This is a genomic window from Sphingomonas sp. ASV193, from assembly GCF_040203355.1.
Lineage (GTDB): Bacteria > Pseudomonadota > Alphaproteobacteria > Sphingomonadales > Sphingomonadaceae > Sphingomicrobium.
The window spans coordinates 327,185-348,174 of record NZ_JBEHBW010000003.1 but is presented as its reverse complement, the minus strand read 5'-3'; the positions used below and the strand labels follow the sequence as shown (position 1 = coordinate 348,174).

25 protein-coding genes and 1 tRNA gene are annotated in these 20,990 nt (G+C 69.6%); 14 read left to right on the top strand and 12 right to left on the bottom strand.

The annotated features are described in order from the left end of the window. Nucleotides 1-66: 66 nt before the first annotated feature. Entirely contained in the window at nt 67-807 is a 741-nt protein-coding gene (locus ABDK56_RS08015; RefSeq protein ID WP_349807711.1) for a phasin family protein, read from the bottom strand. Between the two features lie 132 nt (nt 808-939). On the opposite strand from ABDK56_RS08015, the gene gmk reads away from it, so the two are divergent. After that, complete coding sequence (gene gmk, locus ABDK56_RS08010; RefSeq protein ID WP_349807710.1) at nt 940-1,590, top strand: guanylate kinase; 651 nt, start codon at nt 940-942, stop codon at nt 1,588-1,590. Here gmk and ABDK56_RS08005 read toward each other — a convergent pair. From ABDK56_RS08005 to ABDK56_RS07980, 6 genes are read right to left on the bottom strand one after another with little or no spacing between them, the layout of a single operon-like run. Continuing rightward, nucleotides 1,552-2,271, bottom strand: coding sequence for an ATP12 family chaperone protein (locus tag ABDK56_RS08005; protein WP_349807807.1), 720 nt, complete (start codon nt 2,269-2,271; stop codon nt 1,552-1,554). The two genes, gmk and ABDK56_RS08005, sit on opposite strands and share 39 nt — an antisense overlap. Further along, nucleotides 2,268-2,486 (bottom strand): hypothetical protein, encoded by a 219-nt coding sequence (locus ABDK56_RS08000; RefSeq protein WP_349807709.1) that lies wholly within the window; start codon nt 2,484-2,486, stop codon nt 2,268-2,270. The genes ABDK56_RS08005 and ABDK56_RS08000 overlap by 4 nt, the downstream gene beginning before the upstream one ends. Beyond that, nucleotides 2,479-3,135, bottom strand: a complete 657-nt coding sequence (locus tag ABDK56_RS07995) for an HAD-IA family hydrolase (protein WP_349807708.1) — start codon at nt 3,133-3,135, stop codon at nt 2,479-2,481. Before ABDK56_RS07995 ends, ABDK56_RS08000 begins: the two co-directional genes overlap by 8 nt. Further along, nucleotides 3,132-4,268 (bottom strand): RluA family pseudouridine synthase, encoded by a 1,137-nt coding sequence (locus ABDK56_RS07990; protein ID WP_349807707.1) that lies wholly within the window; start codon nt 4,266-4,268, stop codon nt 3,132-3,134. Before ABDK56_RS07990 ends, ABDK56_RS07995 begins: the two co-directional genes overlap by 4 nt. Before the next feature lie 10 nt (nt 4,269-4,278). After that, nucleotides 4,279-4,650: a ribose-phosphate pyrophosphokinase gene (locus ABDK56_RS07985; protein ID WP_349807706.1), complete on the bottom strand. Its 372-nt coding sequence runs from the start codon at nt 4,648-4,650 to the stop codon at nt 4,279-4,281. Beyond that, nucleotides 4,650-5,336: a DUF4893 domain-containing protein gene (locus ABDK56_RS07980; RefSeq protein ID WP_349807705.1), complete on the bottom strand. Its 687-nt coding sequence runs from the start codon at nt 5,334-5,336 to the stop codon at nt 4,650-4,652. The genes ABDK56_RS07985 and ABDK56_RS07980 overlap by 1 nt, the downstream gene beginning before the upstream one ends. A gap of 114 nt (nt 5,337-5,450) precedes the next feature. Between ABDK56_RS07980 and rarD the strand changes: the two genes are divergently transcribed. The 3 genes from rarD (at nt 5,451) to ABDK56_RS07965 (ending at nt 7,021) form a co-directional block, all read left to right on the top strand. After that, nucleotides 5,451-6,365: an EamA family transporter RarD gene (gene rarD / locus ABDK56_RS07975; protein ID WP_349807704.1), complete on the top strand. Its 915-nt coding sequence runs from the start codon at nt 5,451-5,453 to the stop codon at nt 6,363-6,365. Nucleotides 6,366-6,376: 11 nt separating this feature from the next. After that, the gene (locus ABDK56_RS07970) at nt 6,377-6,598 is read left to right on the top strand and encodes a hypothetical protein (RefSeq protein ID WP_349807703.1); all 222 of its coding nucleotides are present in this window, start codon (nt 6,377-6,379) and stop codon (nt 6,596-6,598) included. Between the two features lie 108 nt (nt 6,599-6,706). Next, nucleotides 6,707-7,021 carry a PilZ domain-containing protein gene (locus tag ABDK56_RS07965; protein ID WP_349807701.1) on the top strand — a complete coding sequence of 105 codons (315 nt, stop codon included), beginning with the start codon at nt 6,707-6,709 and terminating at the stop codon, nt 7,019-7,021. On the opposite strand, the gene ABDK56_RS07960 is transcribed toward ABDK56_RS07965, so the two are convergent. Next, nucleotides 7,008-8,741, bottom strand: coding sequence for a PHA/PHB synthase family protein (locus tag ABDK56_RS07960; protein ID WP_349807700.1), 1,734 nt, complete (start codon nt 8,739-8,741; stop codon nt 7,008-7,010). The genes ABDK56_RS07965 and ABDK56_RS07960 overlap by 14 nt on opposite strands. A gap of 53 nt (nt 8,742-8,794) precedes the next feature. Between ABDK56_RS07960 and ABDK56_RS07955 the strand changes: the two genes are divergently transcribed. The 8 genes from ABDK56_RS07955 (at nt 8,795) to ABDK56_RS07920 (ending at nt 15,008) form a co-directional block, all read left to right on the top strand. Beyond that, nucleotides 8,795-9,433, top strand: a complete 639-nt coding sequence (locus ABDK56_RS07955) for a trimeric intracellular cation channel family protein (protein WP_349807699.1) — start codon at nt 8,795-8,797, stop codon at nt 9,431-9,433. A gap of 11 nt (nt 9,434-9,444) precedes the next feature. After that, nucleotides 9,445-10,623 carry an LL-diaminopimelate aminotransferase gene (locus ABDK56_RS07950; RefSeq protein WP_349807698.1) on the top strand — a complete coding sequence of 393 codons (1,179 nt, stop codon included), beginning with the start codon at nt 9,445-9,447 and terminating at the stop codon, nt 10,621-10,623. Nucleotides 10,624-10,682: 59 nt separating this feature from the next. Next, the gene (locus ABDK56_RS07945) at nt 10,683-11,141 is read left to right on the top strand and encodes a hypothetical protein (RefSeq protein ID WP_349807697.1); all 459 of its coding nucleotides are present in this window, start codon (nt 10,683-10,685) and stop codon (nt 11,139-11,141) included. A gap of 41 nt (nt 11,142-11,182) precedes the next feature. Next, nucleotides 11,183-11,755 carry a hypothetical protein gene (locus ABDK56_RS07940; RefSeq protein WP_349807696.1) on the top strand — a complete coding sequence of 191 codons (573 nt, stop codon included), beginning with the start codon at nt 11,183-11,185 and terminating at the stop codon, nt 11,753-11,755. After that, nucleotides 11,748-12,230 (top strand): DUF2721 domain-containing protein, encoded by a 483-nt coding sequence (locus tag ABDK56_RS07935; protein WP_349807695.1) that lies wholly within the window; start codon nt 11,748-11,750, stop codon nt 12,228-12,230. Before ABDK56_RS07940 ends, ABDK56_RS07935 begins: the two co-directional genes overlap by 8 nt. A 58-nt stretch (nt 12,231-12,288) precedes the next feature. Next, nucleotides 12,289-13,056, top strand: a complete 768-nt coding sequence (locus ABDK56_RS07930) for a DUF2059 domain-containing protein (protein WP_349807694.1) — start codon at nt 12,289-12,291, stop codon at nt 13,054-13,056. A 64-nt stretch (nt 13,057-13,120) separates the two neighbouring features. After that, entirely contained in the window at nt 13,121-14,878 is a 1,758-nt protein-coding gene (gene recJ, locus ABDK56_RS07925; RefSeq protein ID WP_349807693.1) for a single-stranded-DNA-specific exonuclease RecJ, read from the top strand. A gap of 55 nt (nt 14,879-14,933) precedes the next feature. After that, nucleotides 14,934-15,008: transfer RNA gene (locus ABDK56_RS07920), tRNA-Glu, on the top strand. Here the strand turns inward: ABDK56_RS07920 and ABDK56_RS13145 are convergent. Continuing rightward, complete coding sequence (locus ABDK56_RS13145; protein ID WP_502959285.1) at nt 14,968-15,519, bottom strand: prephenate dehydratase domain-containing protein; 552 nt, start codon at nt 15,517-15,519, stop codon at nt 14,968-14,970. The genes ABDK56_RS07920 and ABDK56_RS13145 overlap by 41 nt on opposite strands. Then, complete coding sequence (gene fghA, locus ABDK56_RS07910; RefSeq protein WP_349807806.1) at nt 15,516-16,349, bottom strand: S-formylglutathione hydrolase; 834 nt, start codon at nt 16,347-16,349, stop codon at nt 15,516-15,518. Before fghA ends, ABDK56_RS13145 begins: the two co-directional genes overlap by 4 nt. Nucleotides 16,350-16,627: 278 nt before the next feature. Between fghA and ABDK56_RS07905 the strand changes: the two genes are divergently transcribed. Beyond that, complete coding sequence (locus ABDK56_RS07905) at nt 16,628-17,767, top strand: S53 family peptidase (RefSeq protein ID WP_349807691.1); 1,140 nt, start codon at nt 16,628-16,630, stop codon at nt 17,765-17,767. A gap of 109 nt (nt 17,768-17,876) precedes the next feature. Beyond that, nucleotides 17,877-19,448, top strand: coding sequence for a secretin GspD/PilQ domain-containing protein (locus ABDK56_RS07900; protein WP_349807690.1), 1,572 nt, complete (start codon nt 17,877-17,879; stop codon nt 19,446-19,448). Nucleotides 19,449-19,451: 3 nt separating this feature from the next. Here the strand turns inward: ABDK56_RS07900 and ABDK56_RS07895 are convergent, their stop codons facing one another. Continuing rightward, the gene (locus tag ABDK56_RS07895; protein ID WP_349807689.1) at nt 19,452-19,823 is read right to left on the bottom strand and encodes a VOC family protein; all 372 of its coding nucleotides are present in this window, start codon (nt 19,821-19,823) and stop codon (nt 19,452-19,454) included. A gap of 14 nt (nt 19,824-19,837) precedes the next feature. After that, complete coding sequence (locus ABDK56_RS07890; RefSeq protein WP_349807687.1) at nt 19,838-20,950, bottom strand: S-(hydroxymethyl)glutathione dehydrogenase/class III alcohol dehydrogenase; 1,113 nt, start codon at nt 20,948-20,950, stop codon at nt 19,838-19,840. Between the last annotated feature and the right edge of the window lie 40 nt (nt 20,951-20,990).

The window sequence follows — 20,990 nt, the reverse complement described above, 5'->3', positions numbered from 1 at the left end:
GGCCGCCTCCCGTTGGGGAGGCGACCGCCCTTCAATGGTCCAACCCTCAGGAGAGGAGGAGAGGGGTCAGGCCATCAGCTCGTTGATCTTTTCAGCGTTGAGGCTCGCACGGGCCTGGAGCGGCTGCACCGCTTCGCCAGCCAGCTTGACCATCTTTTCGGTCAGCTTCGAGCTTTCGGCGACCATGCGGTCGAACGAGGCGCGGGCGAACTCCGACTGGAGCTGCAGCCACTCGGTCGGGCTGGTCGCCTCGGCGAGCGTCTTGGCGTTCTGGCTAGCGCGCTCGAAGCCGTCACGGCCGTTGGCAAGCGCTTCCTGGCCGAGTTCGCGAACCGCGGCGACGGTGATCTTGCCCGCCTCGACCATCGCTTCGACATTCGCCTTGGTCAGCTCGACCGCCTGCTCGGCGCCCTTCTGCGCCTTGGCGACGAACTCTTCGCCCTTTTCGCGGCCCTCGGTCACGAACGAGTCGAACCCGCCCACGGCCGGGAATTCGAAGCCGTTGAAGAACTTGGTGAAATCATAAGCCATCGGAACATCCTTTTCGATCTTGGTCACGGCGGCAACCGCCGCCTTGGTGGTGCGCTTGGCCGCCTTGGCGGTCCGCTTGTTGAGCTTGGTCACGGTCTCGACGACCTTCGCCGGCGCCTTGCGGGCGCGGCGGGCGGTGACCTTGGCGCGGACCTTGCGGACCGGCTTGGCCACCGTCTTCTCGACCGCGGCGACCGCTTCGGCGACCGGGGCCTTGACCGCCTCGACCGCTTCGCTGGCCTTGTCCGCAATCGCTTCAATCGTCTCGTTCGCCACCGTATAATCTCCTTTGCTGCGGTGCAATATAATGCAGTGCAAAACAACATTCAAGCGATTTTGTTGCGTCGCACAAAAGGCATTTTCGGGTCGGCGCTTGACGCCCCGCGCGCCCGCGCGGCAAGAGCGGTCATGGACGTCGCGCCAACCGCCGATCGCCGCCGCCGCGGCCTGCTCATCGTGCTCTCATCGCCCTCGGGCGCGGGCAAGTCGACGATCAGCCGCAAGCTGATGGCCGACGATCCGACCATTTCGATGTCGATCAGCGCGACCACCCGCCCGATCCGCCCCGGCGAGGTCGCCGACGTCGACTATCATTTCCTCGACGAAGCGGCGTTCCAGAAGCTGGTCGACGAGGACGAGCTGGCCGAGTGGGCCTATGTCTTCGGCCATCGCTACGGAAGCCCGAAGGAGCCGATCAAGGACGCGCTGAAGGACGGCCGCGACACGTTGTTCGACATCGACTGGCAGGGCACCCAGCAGCTCGAATATGCCTTCCGCACCGACCTCGTGCGGATCTTCATCCTGCCCCCGTCGATGGCCGAGCTCCGCCACCGGCTCGAGGCGCGCGGCACCGACGCGCAGGAGGTGATCGACTTCCGCATGAAGCGCGCCGCCGCCGAGATCGGGCACTGGGCCGAATATGACTATGTGCTGATCAACGACGAGGTCGAGGCCTGCACCGCCAAGGTCCGCGCGATCGTCGCCGCCGAGCGGCTGCGGCGCGAACGGCAGCCCTATTTGCTAGGCTTCGTGCGCGAGCTGGTCGAGCGGCCCAACTAGGGCGAGGAAGGCCGCGGCGGCGAGGAAATCGCGCCGCTTCGCCGCCAGCGCGGCCTCGGCCTCGGCATCGGCGCCCCACTGGTCGAGCTGGTAGCGTTCGTCGAGGCTGACCGCGTCCCACGCCGCCGCGGGCGTCGCTGCTCCCTCGAGCAGCGCGAGCGCGGCGACCAGCGACCCGCCGATCGTCACCAGTGGCGACAAAGCGGCGAGCCGGAACGGGTCGAGCGCAGCCACCGCGTGCGCCAGCCGCGCCACCGTCGCGTCGGGCTGGGCGACGTGGACCAGCCCGTCGGTGACCGCGAAATCGCGGTCGAACCGCCGCCGCGCCCAGGCCAGCAGCGGGTCCCACGCCGCCGCCTGCCGAGCGACGAGCGAGGGCGGCGAGTCGGCGCGATAGCAGAGAAGGTCGCTCTCGCCGTAGCGCGCGAGGTCGGCGGCGAAACGCGCTGGGTCGGGCGCGACCCGGTCGATCGCGGCGTTGGCGAGCCCGGTCAGCGGCATCGCGCGCGGGTCGATCTCGCCGTCGACCGCGCTCCACTCCCCCGCGATCGCCTCGGCCAGCGCGCGGGTCGGCACCGCTAGCGGGTGGCGCGCCGGGGTGCGGACCGGGCGTTCGTCGAGCGTCACCTGGTGCCCCGCCCCGTCGGCCGAAATCGCGACCTCGGTCCAGAAGCGCTTCACGACGGCGGTTTCCACAGCCGCTTGAGGAGAAACGGCGCAAGCGCCGAATCGAGCGTCCCGACCACGATCAGCAACGCCCCGACGGTGCGATCGCCCCCCGGCCGCACCCAGTCGGTCACCGCGATCGCCGCGCCGAGCCCGATCATCGTCACCCCGGCGAGCCGAAGCGCGGTCAGTGCGAGGAGGCGCCGCTGCCAGACCCGGTCGTCATCCATCGACGCAGGCCCTCGCCAGCGGCGCGACCTCGGCGGGCGCCCCGGCGATGTAGTGGGCCCCCGCCCCGCGCAAGTCGTCGGCGTCATGATAGCCCCATGCGACCCCGATTGGGTGGATCCTGGCGGCACGCGCGCAGCCCATGTCCCAGCCGGTATCGCCGACGAACACGGTGCGTGCGCGATCGGCCCCGGTAGCCGCCATCGCCGCCAGCGCCATCGCCGGGTCGGGCTTCGACGCGTTGGTGTCGGCGGTCTGGATCGACACGAAGCGGCCCTGCCAGCCGTGGAGATCGACGAGATGGTCGACCCCGCGGCGGCTCTTGCCGGTGGCGATGGCGAGCAGCCAGCCGTCCTCCTCCATCGCCTCGAGCATCGCCGCGACCCCGTCGAACAGCCGCTCGTCGGCGTCGCCCGCGCTGCGCAGGTCGGCGAAGGCCTGCTTGTAGCTGCCGACCACCGCTTCATGATCGGCGTCGGGCGCGAGCGAGGCGATCGCCCGCTCGAGGCTGAGCCCGATCACCTTTTGCGTCGTCGCGCGCGGCGGGCAGGGGTGGCCGTGCGCGTCGAGCGAGGCCGCGAGCGCGCGGTGGATGGTCGCGCCCGAATCGACCAGCGTGCCGTCGACGTCGAAGATGGCGAGACGGATCACTTGCGCCGGGGCTTGGCCTTGGGCCGCGCGGCGGTTCTCGAATCGCCGCCGCGGTTGCGCCGCTCGCCCTTGCGCGCGCGACGCGCGTCCTTGGCCTTGGCGGCGGCGCGCTTGGCCTTGGCCTCGGGGGTCGCGCGGGGCGGCTGGTCGATCGGCATCATGTCGCCCGCGATCGCCTCGAATCCCAGCGCGGCGAGGCTCTCGGCGAAGTGCGGCGGCAGCTCGGCGGTGCCCTCGATCGGCTTGGCGTCGCTTCCGTCGACCTTGAGCCGCCGCGCATGGAGATGGAGCTTTCGACTGATCCCGCCGGTCAGCATCGCCTCGGCCCCGCCATATTTGGCGTCGCCGACGATCGGGTGGCCGATCGCCGCCATGTGCGCGCGAAGCTGGTGGGTGCGCCCGGTCAGCGGCTGGAGCTCGACGAAGGCGGCACGATTGCCGGCGCGGTCGATCACCCGGTAGCGGGTCTTCGAGGCCAGCCCTTCCTCCATGTCGACGTGCATCTTTTCGCCGCCGGTGCCGGGTTGCTTGGCGAGCGGCAGGTCGATCAGCCCGTCCTCGACGCTTGGCGCGCCGGTGATGATCGCCCAGTAGATCTTTTTCGCGGTGCGGCCCGAAAATGCCTTCGAGAAATGCGCTGCCGCGCGCGCCGAGCGTGCGACGAGCAGCACCCCCGACGTGTCCTTGTCGAGCCGGTGAACCAGCTTCGGGCGCTGTCCCTCATCGTTCGCCAGCCCGTCGAGCAGCCGGTCGAGGTGCTGGTGGGTCTTGGTCCCGCCCTGCGTCGCGAGGCCCGGGGGCTTGTTGAGCAAATACCAGTCGCGCCCCTCCGCCATCACCATCTCGCGCACGAACGCCTGCTCGTCGTCATTGAGCGGCTTGACGATCCGCTTCGGCCGTGCGCCTTCGATCGGGGCCGCTTCGGCGGGGGGCACGCGCAGCGTCTGCCCCGCCTCGAGCCGGTCGCCGGGGGTGGCGCGCTTGCCGTCGACGCGCAGCTGCCCGGTCCGCGCCCAGCGCGAGACGAGGTTGAAGCTGACGTCGGGCAGATTGCGCTTGAACCAGCGGTCGAGGCGAATGCCGTCGTCGTCGTCGCCGACGCGAAAGGTCCGGGCGTTGTCGGGGCCGCTCATGCGATGCGCCTTAGTCGAGCCGGCCTTCGCGCGCCACCGCCCAGTAATCGAACGCGCGTTGCTGGAGCCCGGCGACGAAGGCCGCCGCCCGCGGCCCCTCCCACGGGCCGTCATAGCCATGATCGCGCGCGCCGCCGTCGACCCACCAGCCCTGCCCCGGCAGCCCGTCCGACTGGCGCACGACCAGCACCGCGAGCTCGGGCTCGCCGCGCGCGGCGCCGTCGCGGTCGACCGCGCCGAGCGTCTTGCACAGAGCGCGCATCTTCGGGCGCGAAAAGCCGTGGCCAAGACGGGCGAGCAGCTCGGAATAGGTCAGCGGATGCCCCGCCGCCGCCGCGCCGACGAGGTGCGCGCGGACCTCGTCGGGGTCGGCGAGGCTCATCAGTCCTTGGGCTGGTCGGCGACCGGGGTCATGTCGAACACGTCGAGCTTCGCGCCGTCCTGCGGATAGGGGATCGTCAGCCGCCAGCGGAACGGGCCGATCCGCTCGAAGATGCCAGCCATGTCGCGTTTTGGGTCGTCGCCATAGGCCCGCGCCTCCGACTCGTCGCCGAGCGCGAGCGTTCCTAGGAAGACGTAGCGGGTCGGCGTGTCGTCTTCCCACAGGCGCCCGGCGGGGCGCTGGCTGCCGGTCTGCTTGACGATGGTGAACAGGTCGCCTTCGAGGTTGACGTAGCAGAAGAAGGGCTTGAACCGCTCGGCCACCGGGCTTTTCAGCTTGTCGCGGCCGAGCGTGACGAGCTTGCAATTATAGCTCCCCGGAGTCGGCGCGGGGCGCTGCAGCCCGGCGAGCGGTTTGAGCAAAATCCCTTCGTCGCGGACGATATCGCGGCCGGCCTGGGTCTTCCTGGCCTCGGCCAGCCCCTCGCTCCACGCCATCCCGATCCGCGCCAGCCGGTTCTGGTCGGCGACCGAGGCAACGCTCATCCACGCGTCAGCCTTGGTGCGCGGGGCGACCACCACCGGGTGAGCGACGGGCTTGGGCGTCGTCTGGCATCCCGCGACGAGCGCGGCGATGAGGACGATCGATGGAAGAGCGATCGACGGCGAGGCGAAATCGCGGCGCATTCCCCTGGTCCCTCTCGGCATGGTGGGAAGGTGACAGCGAGGACGAACGCTTGCAACCGTTAAGCGGTCCATCGCGCCTTGACTTGTCCCGGCGCGACACGCACCGCCGGGGCGATGGGGGCTTCGCCAGCGACGGACCAGCGGCTCGACCGCACGGGGCTTGCCTGCGGGCTTGCGGCCTATGCCGCGTGGGGCGTGCTTCCGGTCTATTTCAAGGCGGTCGAAAGCGTCGGGCCGGTCGACCTCGTCGCCCATCGGGTGTGCTGGTCGCTGCTGACGCTGGCGCTCGTCGTCACCGCGATCGGGGGCTGGCCGAAGCTTCGCGCCGCCTTCGCCGACCGCGCGGTGATCCGCCTGCTGCTGCTCTCGTCGGCGCTGGTGGCGACCAACTGGCTGCTCTACGTCTATGCGATCGACAGCGGTCAGGTCCTTGCCGGCAGCCTCGGCTATTATATGAACCCGCTGGCGAACATCCTGCTCGGCTATTTCTTCCTGTCCGAGCGATTGTCGCGAATGCAGTGGCTTGCGGTCGCGATCGCCGCGGCGGGGGTATCGGTACTGGCGGTCGGCGCGCTGTCGACGCTGTGGCTGAGCTTCGCGCTGTGCATCAGCTTTTCGCTCTACGGTTTCGTCCGCAAGAAGGTGGCGGTCGATTCTCTGACCGGGCTGGTGATCGAGACCGTCGTCCTCGTCCCGCTAGCGCTTCTCTGGCTCGGTCTCGGGCTCGCGGCCGGGCGCCCAATCTTCGGCGACGCGAGCGGCGCGACGCTGGCGCTGCTCGCCGTGTCGGGGGTCGTCACCTGCACGCCGCTGCTCCTGTTCACCGAGGCCGCGCGGCGACTGCCCTATTCTGTGGTCGGAATGCTGCAGTTCATCGCCCCGACGCTCCAGTTCCTGCTTGCCGTCGCCGCCTATCACGAGCGCTTCACCCATGCCCACGCGGTCGCCTTCGGCGCGATCTGGATCGCGCTGGGGCTGTTCGTCGCGGGGCAGCGTCGTCCTCATGACAATCGCGCGTCGAGCGATTAAGGAAGCGGGCCATGTTCGCTCTCGTCTCGCTGATCATCGGGCTCGTCGCGCTGCTGCTCGCGGTCGTCGCCTTCCTCCCGCTTCTCGGCTGGGCCAACTGGCTGATCATCCCGCTCGCGCTGGTCGGTGCGGGGATCGGCATGATCTCGCGCCACAAGGCAGGTCGAAACCTCAACATTTTCGTGATCGTCATCGGCGTCGTCCGCCTGATTCTCGGCCACGGTATCCTTTAGCCGCGCCGATCGGACGCAATCGCGCTTGGCGACCGGCGCGTTGATCGCTTAACGGGGCGATGGACATAGGGGTGGGGGCGCGTTTCGCCCCGTCGAACAGGCTTGAATATGACCGACGACAGCGAAAACCAGCGGCAATCGGGCCGCGTCGCGATGCGATGCGAGCTCGAGTTTCGCAAGCACGGCGGGTCGCGCTACCCGGTCGACATTTTTGACATTTCGCCCGAGGGCGCGCGGATCAGCCCGCCGGTCCGGGTCGAGGCGGGTCAGCAGGTGTGGCTGAAGGTGCCGGGAATGGACGCGATCCACGGCCGGATCGCGTGGATGCGCGACTGGCAGGCGGGGGTCGAGTTCGACAATCCGTTCCACCCGGCGGTGTTCCAGCTGATCGTCGAGCGGCTGCGCGGGCCTAGCGCGTCCTGACGTAGCGCCCCGGCGCGTCCTCGATCGCCGGCCTGCCGGCCGCGCCCGGGATCCGCGCGCCGGTGGCCGCGACGGTCTTCGGCGCGCGGGCGCGAAGCCACTCGATCCAGTCAGGCCACCAGCTTCCCCTGTGCTCGGTCGCGCCGGCGACGAACTCGTCGAGGCTGGCGGGCGCCGGGTCGGCCTCGTTGGTCCAATATTGGTACTTGCCCGCGGCGGGCGGGTTGACGACCCCGGCGATGTGGCCGCTGCCGGCAAGCACGAAGCGCTTGTCGCCCTTGAGCAGCTTCATCAGCTTCCACACGCTCGCCGCCGGGGCGATATGGTCCTCGCGCCCCGCCTGGATGTAGGCGGGGTTGGCGATCGTCGACAGGTCGATCGGGACGCCCTTCACGGCGACCGCGCCGGGCTTCACCAGCAGGTTCTCGCGATAGAGCCGCTGCAGATAGTCGCGGTGCCACTCGCCCGGCAGGTTGGTGACGTCGCCGTTCCAGTGGAGCAGGTCGAACGGCGGCGGGTCCTGCCCCAGCAGGTAATTGTTGACCACATAGTTCCAGATTAGGTCGCGTCCGCGCAGCAGGTTGAAGGTCGCCGCCATCACCCGCCCGTCGAGGATGCCGCTTTCGGCGGTGAGGTTCTGGAGCGTGGTCATGACTTCGTCGCCGAGGAACAGCTTGAGGTCGCCCGCCTCCTCGAAATCGGCCTGCGCGGTGAAAAAGGTGGCGCTGGCGACTTTGTCCGCCCCGCCGGTCGCGGTCAGGTAGGCGAGGCTCGCCATCAATGTCGTGCCCGCCACGCAATAGCCGATGGTGTGGACCGACTTCACGCCGAGCAGGTCGCGGATCACCTCGACCGCCTCGACCTGCGCCGCGACATAATCGTCCATGGTCACGTCGCGGATGGTCTCGTCGGCCGACTTCCAGCTGACCATGAACAGCGACACGCCCTCGTCGACGGTCCATTTGACGAAGCTCTTCTCGGGCGTGAGGTCGAGGATGTAGAAGCGGTTGATCCACGGCGGGAAGATCACCAGCGGCGTTTCCAGCAGCTTGTCGGTCGTCGGCGCGTAATGGATTAGCTGGAACAGCGGGGTCTCGTGGATCACCTTGCCCACCGTGGTGGCGAGGTTGCGGCCGAGTTCGAACGCGCCCTGCGGGCTCTGCGTCACCTGACCGCGGGCGACGTCGGCGAGCATGTTCTTCAGCCCCGCGAGCAAATTGTCGCCCTTCGTCTCGAGGGTGCGCTTCATCACCTGCGGGTTGAGCGCCATGAAATTGGCCGGGCTCATCGCCTCGACGAACCCGCGCGTGGCGAAGCGCAGCCGGTCGCGCGCAGCCTCGTCGATCCCCTCGATCTCGTCGACCGTGCCGAGCAGCCGGTCGGAGATGGCGAGATAGCTCTGCTTGACCGTGTCGAAGATCGGGTCCTGCCACTCGGGGCCGGCGAAGCGGCGGTCGCGCGCCTCCCCCGCCTTGGTTGCCTGGCCGATCATCTGGCCCCAAGCCTCGAGCCCCTTCGACCAGGCCTCGGCCCCCGCGGTCATCCATTGCATCGGGTCGCCCCCGCCCGCCGCCGGGCCGAAGCCGAAGCCGGGCTGGTTGGCCCCCTTGGTCAGATTGTCGGCCCACGCCTCGAGGATCATCTGGTTGGCGCGCGCCATCACCAGCCCCCAGTGCTGCCAGTCCTCGAGCGTCGGAATCGTCGTGCTGTCGTCGGTCATGGCGCCTGCTTAGCGCCGATTGCGAACGAAGGCGACGCAGGGCATGGGGGCCCATGGCCCTGCCCCCGACAATGCTGCCTCCACCGATCCTGCCCGACGCGCTGGTCCTGCTCGACTATGTCGGGATCGCGGTGTTCGCGGTGTCGGGCGCGATCCTGGCGGCGGAAAAGAAGCAGACGCTGGTCACCTTCATTTTCTTCGCGGTGGTCACCGGGGTCGGCGGCGGGACGATGCGCGACCTGCTGATCGGCGCGCCGGTGTTCTGGGTGCACACCAATTCGACCCTGCTGATCTGCATCGCCGCCGCCTTCGGGGTGTGGTTCCTCTCGCGCCACGCGATCGCCGACAAGGCGCTGCTATGGTTCGACGCGGTCGGGCTGGCCGCTTACGCCACCTATGGCGCGTCGAAGGCGCTGGCCTATGGCGTCGCCCCCGTCCCGGCCTTCGCGATGGGGGTGATGACCGCCTGCGTCGGCGGGATCATCCGCGACGTGTTGGCGGGCGAGCCGTCGATCCTGATGCGGCCCGAGCTTTACGTCACCGCCGCCGCGCTCGCCTCCGGCCTCTACGTGCTGGTCGCGATCGCGGGCGGGCCGGCGCTGCTCGGGGCGCTGGTCGGCGGGCTCGCCGGCTTCGCTCTTCGCGCGGCGGCGATCGCGCGGGGGTTGAGCCTGCCCGCCTACGGTCGTTAAGGGTCGTCATCATGAGCGACGACGACTTCTACCGCATCCAGCGCCTGCCGCCCTACGTGTTCGCCGAGGTGAACGCGATGAAGGCCGCCGCGCGCGGCCGCGGCGAGGACGTCATCGACCTCGGCATGGGCAATCCCGACGGGATGCCGCCGCCGCACGTCATCGCCAAGCTGGCCGAGGTCGCAGCCAAGCCGACCGCGCACCGCTATTCGGCGTCGAAGGGCATCCCCGGGCTGCGCAAGGCGCAGGCGGCCTATTACCAGCGCCGCTTCGGCGTGACGCTCGATCCCGACAGCGAGGTGATCGTCACACTGGGGTCGAAGGAAGGCCTCGCCAACCTCGCGCAGGCGATCACCGCGCCGGGCGACGTGGTGCTGGCGCCCAACCCGAGCTATCCGATCCACACCTTCGGCTTCATCATCGCCGGGGCCGCGATCCGCTCGATCCCCGCCGCGCCGGGGGACGATTTCTTCGAGCGGCTGCGGCTGTCGATGCATTACAGCGTGCCACGCCCCAAGGTGCTGGTGGTCGGCTATCCGTCGAACCCGACCGCCTATGTCGCCGACCTCGCCTTCTACGAGAAATTGGTCGCCTTCGCGCGCGAGCACGAGCTGATCGTCATTTCCGACCTCGCCTATGCCGAGATCTACTTCGGCGACGTCCCGACCCCCTCGATCCTCCAGGTCGAGGGCGCGAAGGACGTGGCGGTCGAATTCACTTCGATGTCGAAAACCTATTCGATGGCCGGGTGGCGGATGGGGTTCGCGGTCGGCAACCGCCGGCTGATCGCCGCGCTGACCCGGGTGAAGAGCTACCTCGACTATGGCGCCTTCACCCCGATCCAGGCCGCCGCGGTCGCCGCGCTCAACGGGCCGCAGGACATCATCGCCGAGAACCGCGCGCTCTACAAAAGGCGCCGCGACGTGATGGTCGACAGTTTCGCCCGCGCCGGCTGGGACATTCCGGTGCCGCAGGCGTCGATGTTCGCCTGGGCCCCGATCCCCGAGCGGTTCCACAACCTCGGTTCGATGGAATTCGCCAAGAAGCTGCTGGTCGAGGCCGGGGTCGCGGTCGCCCCCGGGGTCGGCTTCGGCGAGGAGGGCGAGGGCTTCGTCCGGCTCGCGCTGGTCGAGAACGAGCAGCGGCTCCGCCAAGCCGCGCGCGGGATCAGGAAGATGCTGAAGGGCTGATGCCGTTCATCGCGGCGACAGGCGGCGGGGCGCAGGCGAGCGCCAAAGGGAGATCGATCATGCGCGCCATCGCGGCCCTGTTGCTGCTGCCCCTTGCGGTCCCGGCGTTCGCCGATCCGCCGGCCCCTGCTTCTTCAACCCCAGCCTCCCCTACGGACGAGCGACGGCTGACCGATGCGCAGATCCAGCAGGTGCTGAGCGAGGCCGAGGCGCGGCGCGAAGCGGCCGAGGCCGCCGCCCAGCCGCACTATCCGCTGGTCAGCGGCGAGATGGGCGTGTCCGTCGGCAATCATGGCTACCGCGAGGCGCACGCGACGACCAACATCGATTTCGGCCACGGCGCCTTCGCCTCGTTCAGCTACGGCACCGCTCAGGGGCGTTATCGCGGCGGCTACGGCCCCTACGCCGGTTATGGCCCCTACGCGGGCTACGGCCCCTACCCCGGCTACGGCCCGCTTGGCGACGCCTATACCGGGGGCAGCTACCAGTCGTTCAGCGGCGCGATCGGTTTTCCCTGATCGATTGCCGCTGACCGCCCGCCTCTGCTAGCAGGCGGGCGATGAGCGAAGCGATCCCCGGCGACCCGACCCGCCGCGCCAGCCTGGTGCGCGGCGCGGCGTTCGTCGTCATGGCGCTGGGCGTCGGCGCGGCGCTGTCCCCCGGCCTCGACGTGCCGCGCGGCGCGCCGGTGATCGGCGCGTTGCTGTTCGGCGCGGGGGCGGCCGAGCTATTCGCCGGCAACCAGCGGCACGCGGCGCGCGCGCCGGCGATGCTGGCGGGCGTGCTGACGATGGTCGCGGGGCTGCTGTTCCTCACCCGTTCGGCGACCCACTTCCTCTCGGCATTGCAGATCGTCGCCGGCTGGCTGGCGCTGCGCAGCGCCACCCTGTTCGTCGCCGGGCGCCGGGCGCGGGGTGCGGTCCGGCGCTGGACCTTTTTCGCCGCGGCAATGGACCTGCTGCTGTGCGCCGCCTTCGTCGTCGGGCTTTCGATCGCCAACCTCGTCGTCCTGCTGTTCGGCCCGACCCCGGCGATGATCGCCAGCTTCGCCTGGGCGCTGGCGGCGAGCTTCGCGATCACCGCGGCGATGCTGTTCAACATCGCCGCCTGCATCGGCGCCGACGATGCCTGAGCCGGGTCTCGCCGCGACCCCCGAGCTCGAGCAGCTGGCGCGGATCATCCAACTTGCGGTGGCGCCGGTGTTCCTGCTCGCCGGGCTCGGCGCCTTTCTCAACGTGTGCGTCGGGCGGCTGGCGCGGATCGTCGACCGGGCGCGCGCGCTCGAGCCGCGGCTGCTGGCGTCGCGCGGCGCCGACCACGACCGGCTGCTCGCCGAGCTCCACCTGCTCGACCGCCGGATCAAGGTCGTCAACCGCGCGATCTTCGTCACCGTGCTCGCCGCGGTCCTCATCAGCGCGGTGGTGATCCTGCTGTTCACCGCCTTCCTCACCGGGCTGCACTTCGGCACCGCGGTCGCGCTGTTGTTCATCGGCGCGATGCTTTCGACCGGGTTCGGCTTCTCGATCTTCCTCCAGGAGACCCGGCTCGGCACCCGCTCGGTCCGCGTCGGCACCCATCTGCTCGAACATGAAGCCGAGGACGGATGACGCCTTGAACGGGTGAGGGTCGCGGCCTAGTCTGCACCCCGTCAAGAAGGGGGATTTCATGTTCGGACTGTTCATCGCGCTTGCCGCCACCACTTCGGCTGCGCCCGCCGCCCGGCCCGCGCCGGCCAAGCCGCCGGTCGTCACCAGCATCGCCAAGAAACCCGACATGTCCCCCGAGCAGCTGATGGCGGTCGTCACGCGGATGATGGACAAGCTGTTCCCGCGCGGGCCCGAGCCCGAGCCCGCGCGGCTCGCCGCGGCGCGAGTCACCATGCAGACGCTGCTTCCCGACGGGACCTATGGCGAGGGCTTCGACCGGTTGATCGACACCGCGGTCGACAACGGGCTGGCGATGAGCGAGGCCGACTGGGTCGCGCTCATCCCCGACATCAAGAAAAAGAAGGGCGATTCGCCGAGCACGGTCCCGCTGCGCGCGAAGCTCGCGCAGGAAGACCCCAACGCCGAGGCCAAGATGGCCGCCGCCAGGGCCTTTTTGCGGACCACCCTGCTGAAGGTCGGCGCGACGTTCGAGCCGCGGCTCCGCGAGGGGATGGCGCGGACGCTGGCCCGCCGCTTCGACGTCGCGCAACTGGCGCAGATCAACGCCTTTTACGCCACCCCGACCGGCCAGGCCTATGGCCGCGCGACCTTCGGCCTGATGTTCGAGCCCGAGGTGATCCGCGGCTTCTACGACGCCCTGCCCGACATGATGAAGCTCGCGCCGGCGATCGCCAAGGACGCCGAGCAGCTGGCGGCGACGATCGACGCCAAGGGCGACGACAAGAAGAAGCCCGAGACGCTCGACAAGACCCACCGCGCGCAATAGCCACCGCGCCGCCGTCGGGGTCGCGGCCCTTGAAGCGACACCGCGGCCGAATCATAAGGACCCGATGAGCCGCGAGGATCTGGTGTGCGGGGTGGCGCAGTCGGTCGTCGGCCAGCCGTGGCGCTGGCGGCGCGGCGGCGGCGACGAGCTCGGCCTGTCGCTGACCGACCAGCTGCTGCTGGGGCGCGGGGTCGACCGCGCCGAGCTTGCCCGCCACCGCGAGCCGACGATCCGCGACTTCCTGCCCGACCCGAGCCACTTCGCCGACATGGACGCGGCGGCGGCGCGGATAGCCGACGCGATCGACGCGGGCGAGACGATCGCCATCTTCGGCGATTACGACGTCGACGGCGCGACCTCGGCGGCGCTGCTGACCCTGCTGCTCCGCCGGCTGGGGGTCGAGCCGCTGGTCTATATTCCCGACCGGCTGATGGAGGGATATGGCCCGTCGGGCCGCGCGCTGGTCGAGCTGAAAGCGCGCGGTGCGAGCCTCGCGATCACCGTCGATTGCGGCGCGCAGGCGTTCGAAGCGCTCGACGAGGCCGCCGCCGCCGGGCTCGAGGTGATCGTCTGCGACCATCACCAGTGCGCCGCGCGGCACCCGGTCGCCACCGCCTTCATCAACCCCAACCGGCTCGACGAGAGCGAGACCGGCGCGGCGCACGGTCACCTCGCCGCTGTCGGCATGGCCTTCCTGCTCGGCGTGGCGCTGCTTCGCGAGTTGCGGCGGCGCGGGCGGTTCGCGGACGGCGCCGAGCCGAAGATCATCGACCTGCTCGACCTCGTCGCGCTCGGCACCGTCGCCGACGTGGCGCGGCTCAAGTCGCTCAACCGTGCCTTCGTGACTCAGGGACTGAAAGTGCTCGCCGCGCGGCAGAACGTCGGCATGGTCGCGCTGGCCGAGGCGGCGCGGCTGGTCCGCACCCCGACCGCGCGCGACCTTGGCTTCGCGCTCGGCCCGCGGATTAATGCCGGCGGGCGGGTCGGCAAGTCCGATCTCGGGGTTCGCCTGCTCACCGCGACCGACCCCGAGGAAGCCCGCGCCATCGCCGCCGAGCTCGACCGGCTCAACGAGGAACGCCGCGCGATCGAGCAGCTCGTCACCGACCAGGCGCTCGAGCAGGCGGCGCAGCAGGCGGGCGCGCCGGTGATCCTCGTGTCGGGCCGCGGCTGGCACCCCGGGGTGGTCGGCATCGTCGCCAGCCGGCTGAAGGAACGCTTCGGGCGGCCCGCGCTGGTCGTCGCCGAAGAAGAAGACGGCACCGGCAAGGGCAGCGGGCGCTCGATCAACGGGGTCGACCTCGGCTCGGCGGTGCTCGCGGCGAAGGACCACGGCTTGCTCCGCGCGGGCGGCGGGCACGCGATGGCGGCGGGGGTCACGGTCGCGCCGGGCGGGCTTTCCGCGCTGCGCGACTTCCTGGTCGAACGTCTCGCCGCGCCGGTCGAGGCCGCGGTCGGGGGGCGCGCGCTGACGATCGACGCGCTGGTGTCGCCGGGCGGGGTCGCGGGGACGCTGTGCGACGAGCTGGAGGCGGCGGGGCCCTATGGCGCGGGCTGGCCTGGCCCCCGCCTCGCGGTCGGGCCGGCGCGGCTGGTCAAGCCCGGCATCGTCGGCAACGGCCACGTCCGCGCGATCGCGGCGGGCGACGACGGCAAATCGTTCAAGCTGATCGCCTTCCGCGCCGCCGACACGCCGCTCGGGCAGGCAATGCTGTCGGCCGCGCCCGACGCGCGCTGGTGGCTCGCCGGGTCGATCCGGCGCGACGAGTGGACCGGGGGCAACGCGGCCGAGATGCACCTCGACGATCTCGCCGCCGCCTGACCCGCGATACTTGACCCGCCGCCCCGGCTCGCCTAACCGCGCGGCTGCCGATCACGGCCCCTTCGTCTAGCGGTTAGGACGCGGCCCTTTCACGGCTGAAACACGGGTTCGATTCCCGTAGGGGTCACCATCCAGAACATGGTCATATTGCCGGCGCGGTCCTGGAGATCGCGGCGGATGATCGCGAGCCCATAGCGCGCCGCCGCCTCTTCCGACGCCAGCACCGCGGTCTCGCCGTCGGCAAGGTCGCGCGCCGCCCCCGCCGTATTGTCGGCGGCGACCGGCTCAAGCCCGAGCGCCTCGATCGAGCCCGCGCACTGCGCCAGCGCCATCGGGTGGCTGGCGACGCGCCGCAGATCGGACAGGGCGACGCCGGGCCGGGCCATCAGGTGGAGCGCGACCGGGAGCCCGAGCTCGCGCGCCACGCCAAGCCCATGCGCCGCGACCAGCTCGCGGTTGCCCGGCACCGGCCCGGCGATGCTGTTCTCGATCGGCAGCATCCCCGCGTCGACCGCGCCGCTCGCCACCGCCTCGGCGACACCCGCGAACGAGTCGAACGCGACCGCCTCGGCATCGGGCCTGGCTTCGCGGCAGGCGAGGTAGCCGAACGCCCCCGGCGCGCCGGCATAGCCGATCCTCACGGCGCCAGCCGCTCGGCGTGCCACGCGACATGGTCGGCCATGAAGGTCGAGACGAAATAATAGCTGTGGTCGTAGCCGGGCTGGCGGCGAAGCGTCAGCGGGATGTCCGCCTTCGCGCAGGCCTGCTCGAGCAATTCGGGGCGAAGCTGCTGCTCGAGGAAGGGATCGGCCTCGCCGACGTCGACCAGCAGGGCGTCGACGCGCGCGCCGTCCTCGATCAGCGCGACCGCGTCGTGCCGCCGCCACTTGGCCTCGTCGCCGCCCAGATAGGCGCCGAGCGCCTTTCGGCCCCACGGCACCTGCGACGGGGCGACGATCGGGGCGAAGGCGCTGACCGAGCGGAACCGCCCCGGCAGGCCAAGCGCGAGGGTGAGCGCGCCGTGCCCACCCATCGAATGGCCGGTGATCCCTTGCCGATCGAGGTCGACCGGGAAGGAATCGGCGACGATCGCGGGCAATTCCTCGGCGACGTAGCGCCACATGGCGAAATGCGGCGCCCACGGCGACTCGGTGGCATCGATATAGAAGCCAGCACCCTGGCCGAGATCGTAGCCCTCGTCGTCGGCGACGCCCTCGCCGCGCGGCGAAGTGTCGGGGGCGACGAAGACGATCCCCGCCGCGGCGCAGGCGGCGCGATATTCGCCTTTCTCGGTCACATTGGCCTGCGTGCAGGTCAGGCCGGAAAGATACCAGAGCACGGGTAACCGCGTTCCGGCCGGGTGGTCGGGGACGAAGGCCGAGAAGCTCATGTCGGTTCCGGTCGCCGCCGATTGGTGGCGATAGACGCCCTGGACGCCGCCGTGGCTGCGCGTTTCGCTGATGGTCTCGATCACGCCGCGACGCCTAGCCCGAACGCGTCGCGCTGGCCAGCACGACGCCTTTCTTAACCTGCGTTATCCCGCGCTGGGACACGCATGACGCCATGCTCTAAAGCCATGTTTTCGCGCCGAAAATCGTGACGCGGTAAACTGAAATTAAGTCTTGCCAATGTCAAATTCTTGGCCAGTCTCTGCGGTTCTCGCCGCGCGTCGTGCGTGACGATGGGAGGGTCAATTCAATGAATTGGAAGCTGTTGGGCCTGGGGGCCCTGAGTGTCGTTAGCACATCCATGGCGTTCGCGGGCGAGCCGGTCGAGCGCAGCGGCAACGTCCTTCACCAGGCGGTCTGCGCGCGGGCCATCGGTCGCGGCGAAGCGCGTTGTTTCGCCCATGTCGACGTCGATGCGCGCGGCAACCCGTTTGCCGGCAAGGCGCCGACCGCCTCGCCGAACGTGACTCCGTCGGGCTATGGCCCGGCCGACCTGCGCAGCGCCTACAGCACTAGCGGCACCGGCGGTGCGGGCCGGACGATCGCGATCGTCGACGCCTACGGCTATCCGAATGCCGAGGCCGACCTGGCGGTCTACCGCGCGCAATACGGCCTTCCGGCCTGCACCACGGCGAACGGCTGCTTCAAGGTCGTGAACCAGAGCGGCGGAAGCTCGCTTCCGCGCTACAACAGCGGCTGGGCGCAGGAGCAGGCGCTCGACCTCGATATGGCGTCGGCCATGTGCCAGGACTGCAAGATCCTGCTGGTCCAGGCCTCGTCGGCGTCGCTCGCCAACCTGGCGGCGGCGGTCAACACCGCGGCCGCGACGCCGGGCGTGTTCGTGATCTCGAACAGCTACGGCGGCGGTGAATCGGGCTCGTCGAGCTACGAGAGCGCGTACAACCACCCGGGCATCGCGGTGACCGTGTCGACCGGCGACAGCGGCTATGGCGCGCAGTTCCCGGCCACCTCGAACCACGTGATCGCGGTCGGCGGGACCAATCTGAAGCGCGCGTCGAACGCCCGGGGCTGGGCCGAGACCGCCTGGTCGTCTGGCAGCTCGGGCTGCTCGACCGTCTATGCCAAGCCGAGCTACCAGAGCGACTCGCTCTGCACGATGCGCATGGAAGCCGACATCTCGGCGGTCGGCGACCCAGCGACCGGCGTCGCGGTCTATGGGCCGACCGGCAAGGGTTCGCAGTCGGGCTGGCTGGTGTTCGGCGGGACCAGCGTCTCGGCGCCGCTGATCGGCGGCATGTACGGGGCGAGCGGCAAGACCGCCAACGCCGCCTCGACTATCTATGCCGATGCGGCCGGTGGCTTCAACGACGTGACGTCGGGCACCAACGGCAGCTGCGGTGGCACCTACTTCTGCACTGCGGGCGCGGGCTATGACGGTCCGACCGGTCGCGGCACGCCGATCGGGTCTGCCGGCCTCTAAGGGCCACCGAAGCGATCGATTGAGGGGGTTCGCGTTTATGGCCTTGTGGCCGGCGACGCGGACCCCTATCAATTTGTTCAATCTAAAGCGTTTTTTGCGGGCGGGACGAATGAAGCTTGATTCGGGGAGGGGGCTTCCCAGGCGAGTTCGCGCGTCGCTCGCGCTATTGCTCGCCATCTTCTTCGCCATTCCGGCCGTCGCGCAAGGCACGCGCCCGCCGGCCAGCCAGGCGATCCTCACCGACATCCAGCTGATCGGCCAGTCCGACCAGGACGCCGAGTTCCGCCTCGTGTTCGCGCCCAAGGCGAACGGCTATGCCCCGGTCGGCACCGATACGCGCCGCCCCTCGCTCGGCTTCGGGTTGACGGTGCGCGGCCAGCGGGCGGTCGCTCCGTCGGGGCTCAAGGGGCTGGTCCGCCAGATCGACTTCGACCAGGCCGACACGGTGCTCATCCTGCGCTTCGCCACGACGCGCGACGCGGCGATCGTCGCCAAGCCGATCGACGACAAGGCGATCGACGTCAAAATCTCGATCAACACGCCCGCCAATGCGCCGGGGCTCGCGACCACGCCCGCGGTCGCCAATGCGCCGCTCGGGGCGGCCTACCAGCCCGGCGCTGGAGACACGTTCGAGCTGGTCCAGCTAAAATATGCCGACGTGTCGGAGATCGTCGGGCTGCTGTCGCAGGGCGCGACGGTCAAGTCGAACGACCTGTTCGTCCCGCGCGAGCCCGCGTTCGGGTCGAACAGCCTGACCGGCAACAGCTATAATCCCGGGCCGAGCAGCCAGGCACCGGGAAGTGACAGCGATCCGCTCGGCCAGGGGATCGACAGCGGCATGGCGATCGACCGTCGCCTCAACGCGATCTGGCTGCGCGGGTCGCCCGATTACATCGCGCGGATGAAGGCGATGATCAACGCGATCGACATCCCGCTCGACAGCGTGATCCTCGAAACCCAGTTCATCGAGCTGACCGAGAGCGCGTCGAAGGCGATCGGGATCGACTTCACCAACGCCAACGGGCAGATCTTCGCGGGGACGCTGACCAGCGGCTCGTTCATTCCGATCGGCGAAACCCCCAGCAACGGCGGCCACTTCAATCCGAACGGCGATCTCGTCGGCGGGCGACTGACCAGCGCGCAGGTGCAGGCCGCGGTCTACGCCCAGATCACCAAGGGCAACGGGCGGATCGTCAGCAAGCCGCGGATCGCCGCGCAGTCGGGCTCGACCGCCAAGATCATCACCGGCGACGCGCTGCCGATCCTGACCGCGATCACCCTGTCGGGGGTCAATGGGGTCAGCCAGCAGGTCCAGTACGTCAACGTCGGCGTGACGCTGCAGATCGCGCCGCGGGTGTCGGCCGACGGCTACGTCTCGAGCCATGTGTTCGCGGTGGTCTCGAGCGTCACCGGCTACAGCCAGGGCTATCCGACCATCTCGCAGCGCGAGGCCGAGACCTCGGCGACGGTGCGCGACGGCGACAGCTTCGTCATCGGCGGGCTGACTCAGGAGGACGAGCTCAACACGCGGGTCAAGGTGCCTCTGCTCGGCGACATCCCGATCCTCGGCCGGGTGTTCGGCACCGACAGGAAGAGCAAGACCAAGACTGAGCTGTTCATCATCGTCACCCCGCACATCGTTCGCCGGGTGCCGCAGGCGACCGCGCCGGTGGTGCAATAGGCGCTATTGCGCCGGGCGGTGGAGCCCGCACAGCTTGTTGCCGTCGGGATCGCGCAGGTAGGCGAGGTAGAGCGACCCGAACGCGTTCGAGCGGATGCCCGGCGGATCCTCGATCGCCTTGCCCCCCGCCGCCAGCCCACGCGCGTGCCACGCGTCGACCTCCTCGGGCGTGTCGAAGGCGAAGCCGATGGTCGATCCGTTGCCCGCGCTCGCCGGCTCGCCGTCGATCGGCTTCGAGATCATGAACACGCTGCCCTTGTTACGCCACGCGGTGCGGCCCTTGTCGTCGGTGCCGCCCTTCTTTTCGAACAGCGCGTCGTAGAACGCGCGGCTGCGGTCGGGGTCGTTGGTGCCGACCATGATGTGGCTGAACATCGCTTGCTCCTCCTTCAGTAGATGACGACGCTGCGGATCGATTCGCCCGCGTGCATCAGGTCGAACCCCTTGTTGATCTCGTCGAGCGTCAGGACGTGGGTGATCATCGGGTCGATCGCGATCTTGCCGTCCATGTACATATCGACGATCCCCGGCACCCCGCTGCGGCCCTTGACCCCGCCGAACGCGGTGCCGCGCCAGTTGCGCCCGGTGACCAGCTGGAACGGGCGGGTCGAGATTTCCTTGCCCGCCTCTGCGACGCCGATGATCACGCTGGTCCCCCAGCCGCGGTGGCAGCATTCTAAAGCCGTGCGCATCACCTCGGTATTGCCGGTCGCGTCGAAGCTGTAGTCGGCGCCGCCGTCGGTGAGCTCGACGATCTTCGCGACGATCTCCTCGCGGGTCATGCCCCTGGTGTTGAGGAAGTCGGTCATTCCGAACTGCCGCCCCCACGCTTCTCGGTCGGGATTGAGGTCGATGCCCACGATCTTCGCCGCGCCCGCCAGCTTCGCGCCCTGGATGACGTTGAGCCCGATCCCGCCCAGCCCGAACACGACGACATTGTCGCCCGGCTGGACCTTGGCGGTCTCGGTCACCGCGCCGACCCCGGTGGTCACCCCGCAGCCGATGTAGCAGCTGGTCTTGAACGGGGCGTCGGGCCGGATCTTCGCCACCGCGATCTCGGGCAGCACGGTGAAGTTCGAAAAGGTCGAGCAGCCCATGTAGTGGAAAATCTGCTGCCCCTTGTAGCTGAAGCGCGAGGTGCCGTCGGGCATGACCCCCTTGCCCTGCGTCGCGCGGATCGCGGTGCACAGGTTCGACTTGCCGCTAAGGCAGGTTTTGCACCTGCCGCACTCGGGCGTGTAAAGCGGGATGACATGGTCGCCGGGGACGACGCTGGTCACCCCCGTGCCCACCTCGCGCACCACGCCCGCGCCCTCGTGGCCGAGGATCGAGGGGAACAGCCCCTCGCTGTCGAGACCGTCGAGCGTGTAGGCGTCGGTGTGGCAGATGCCGGTCGCCATGATCTCGACCAGCACCTCGCCCGCGCGCGGGCCGTCGAGATCGACCTCGACGATCTCAAGCGGCTGCTTGGCTTCGAATGCGACGGCGGCGCGGGTCTTCATGGGCGTCTCCTTTGCCCGCCGCTTGCCACGCCCCGCGCCA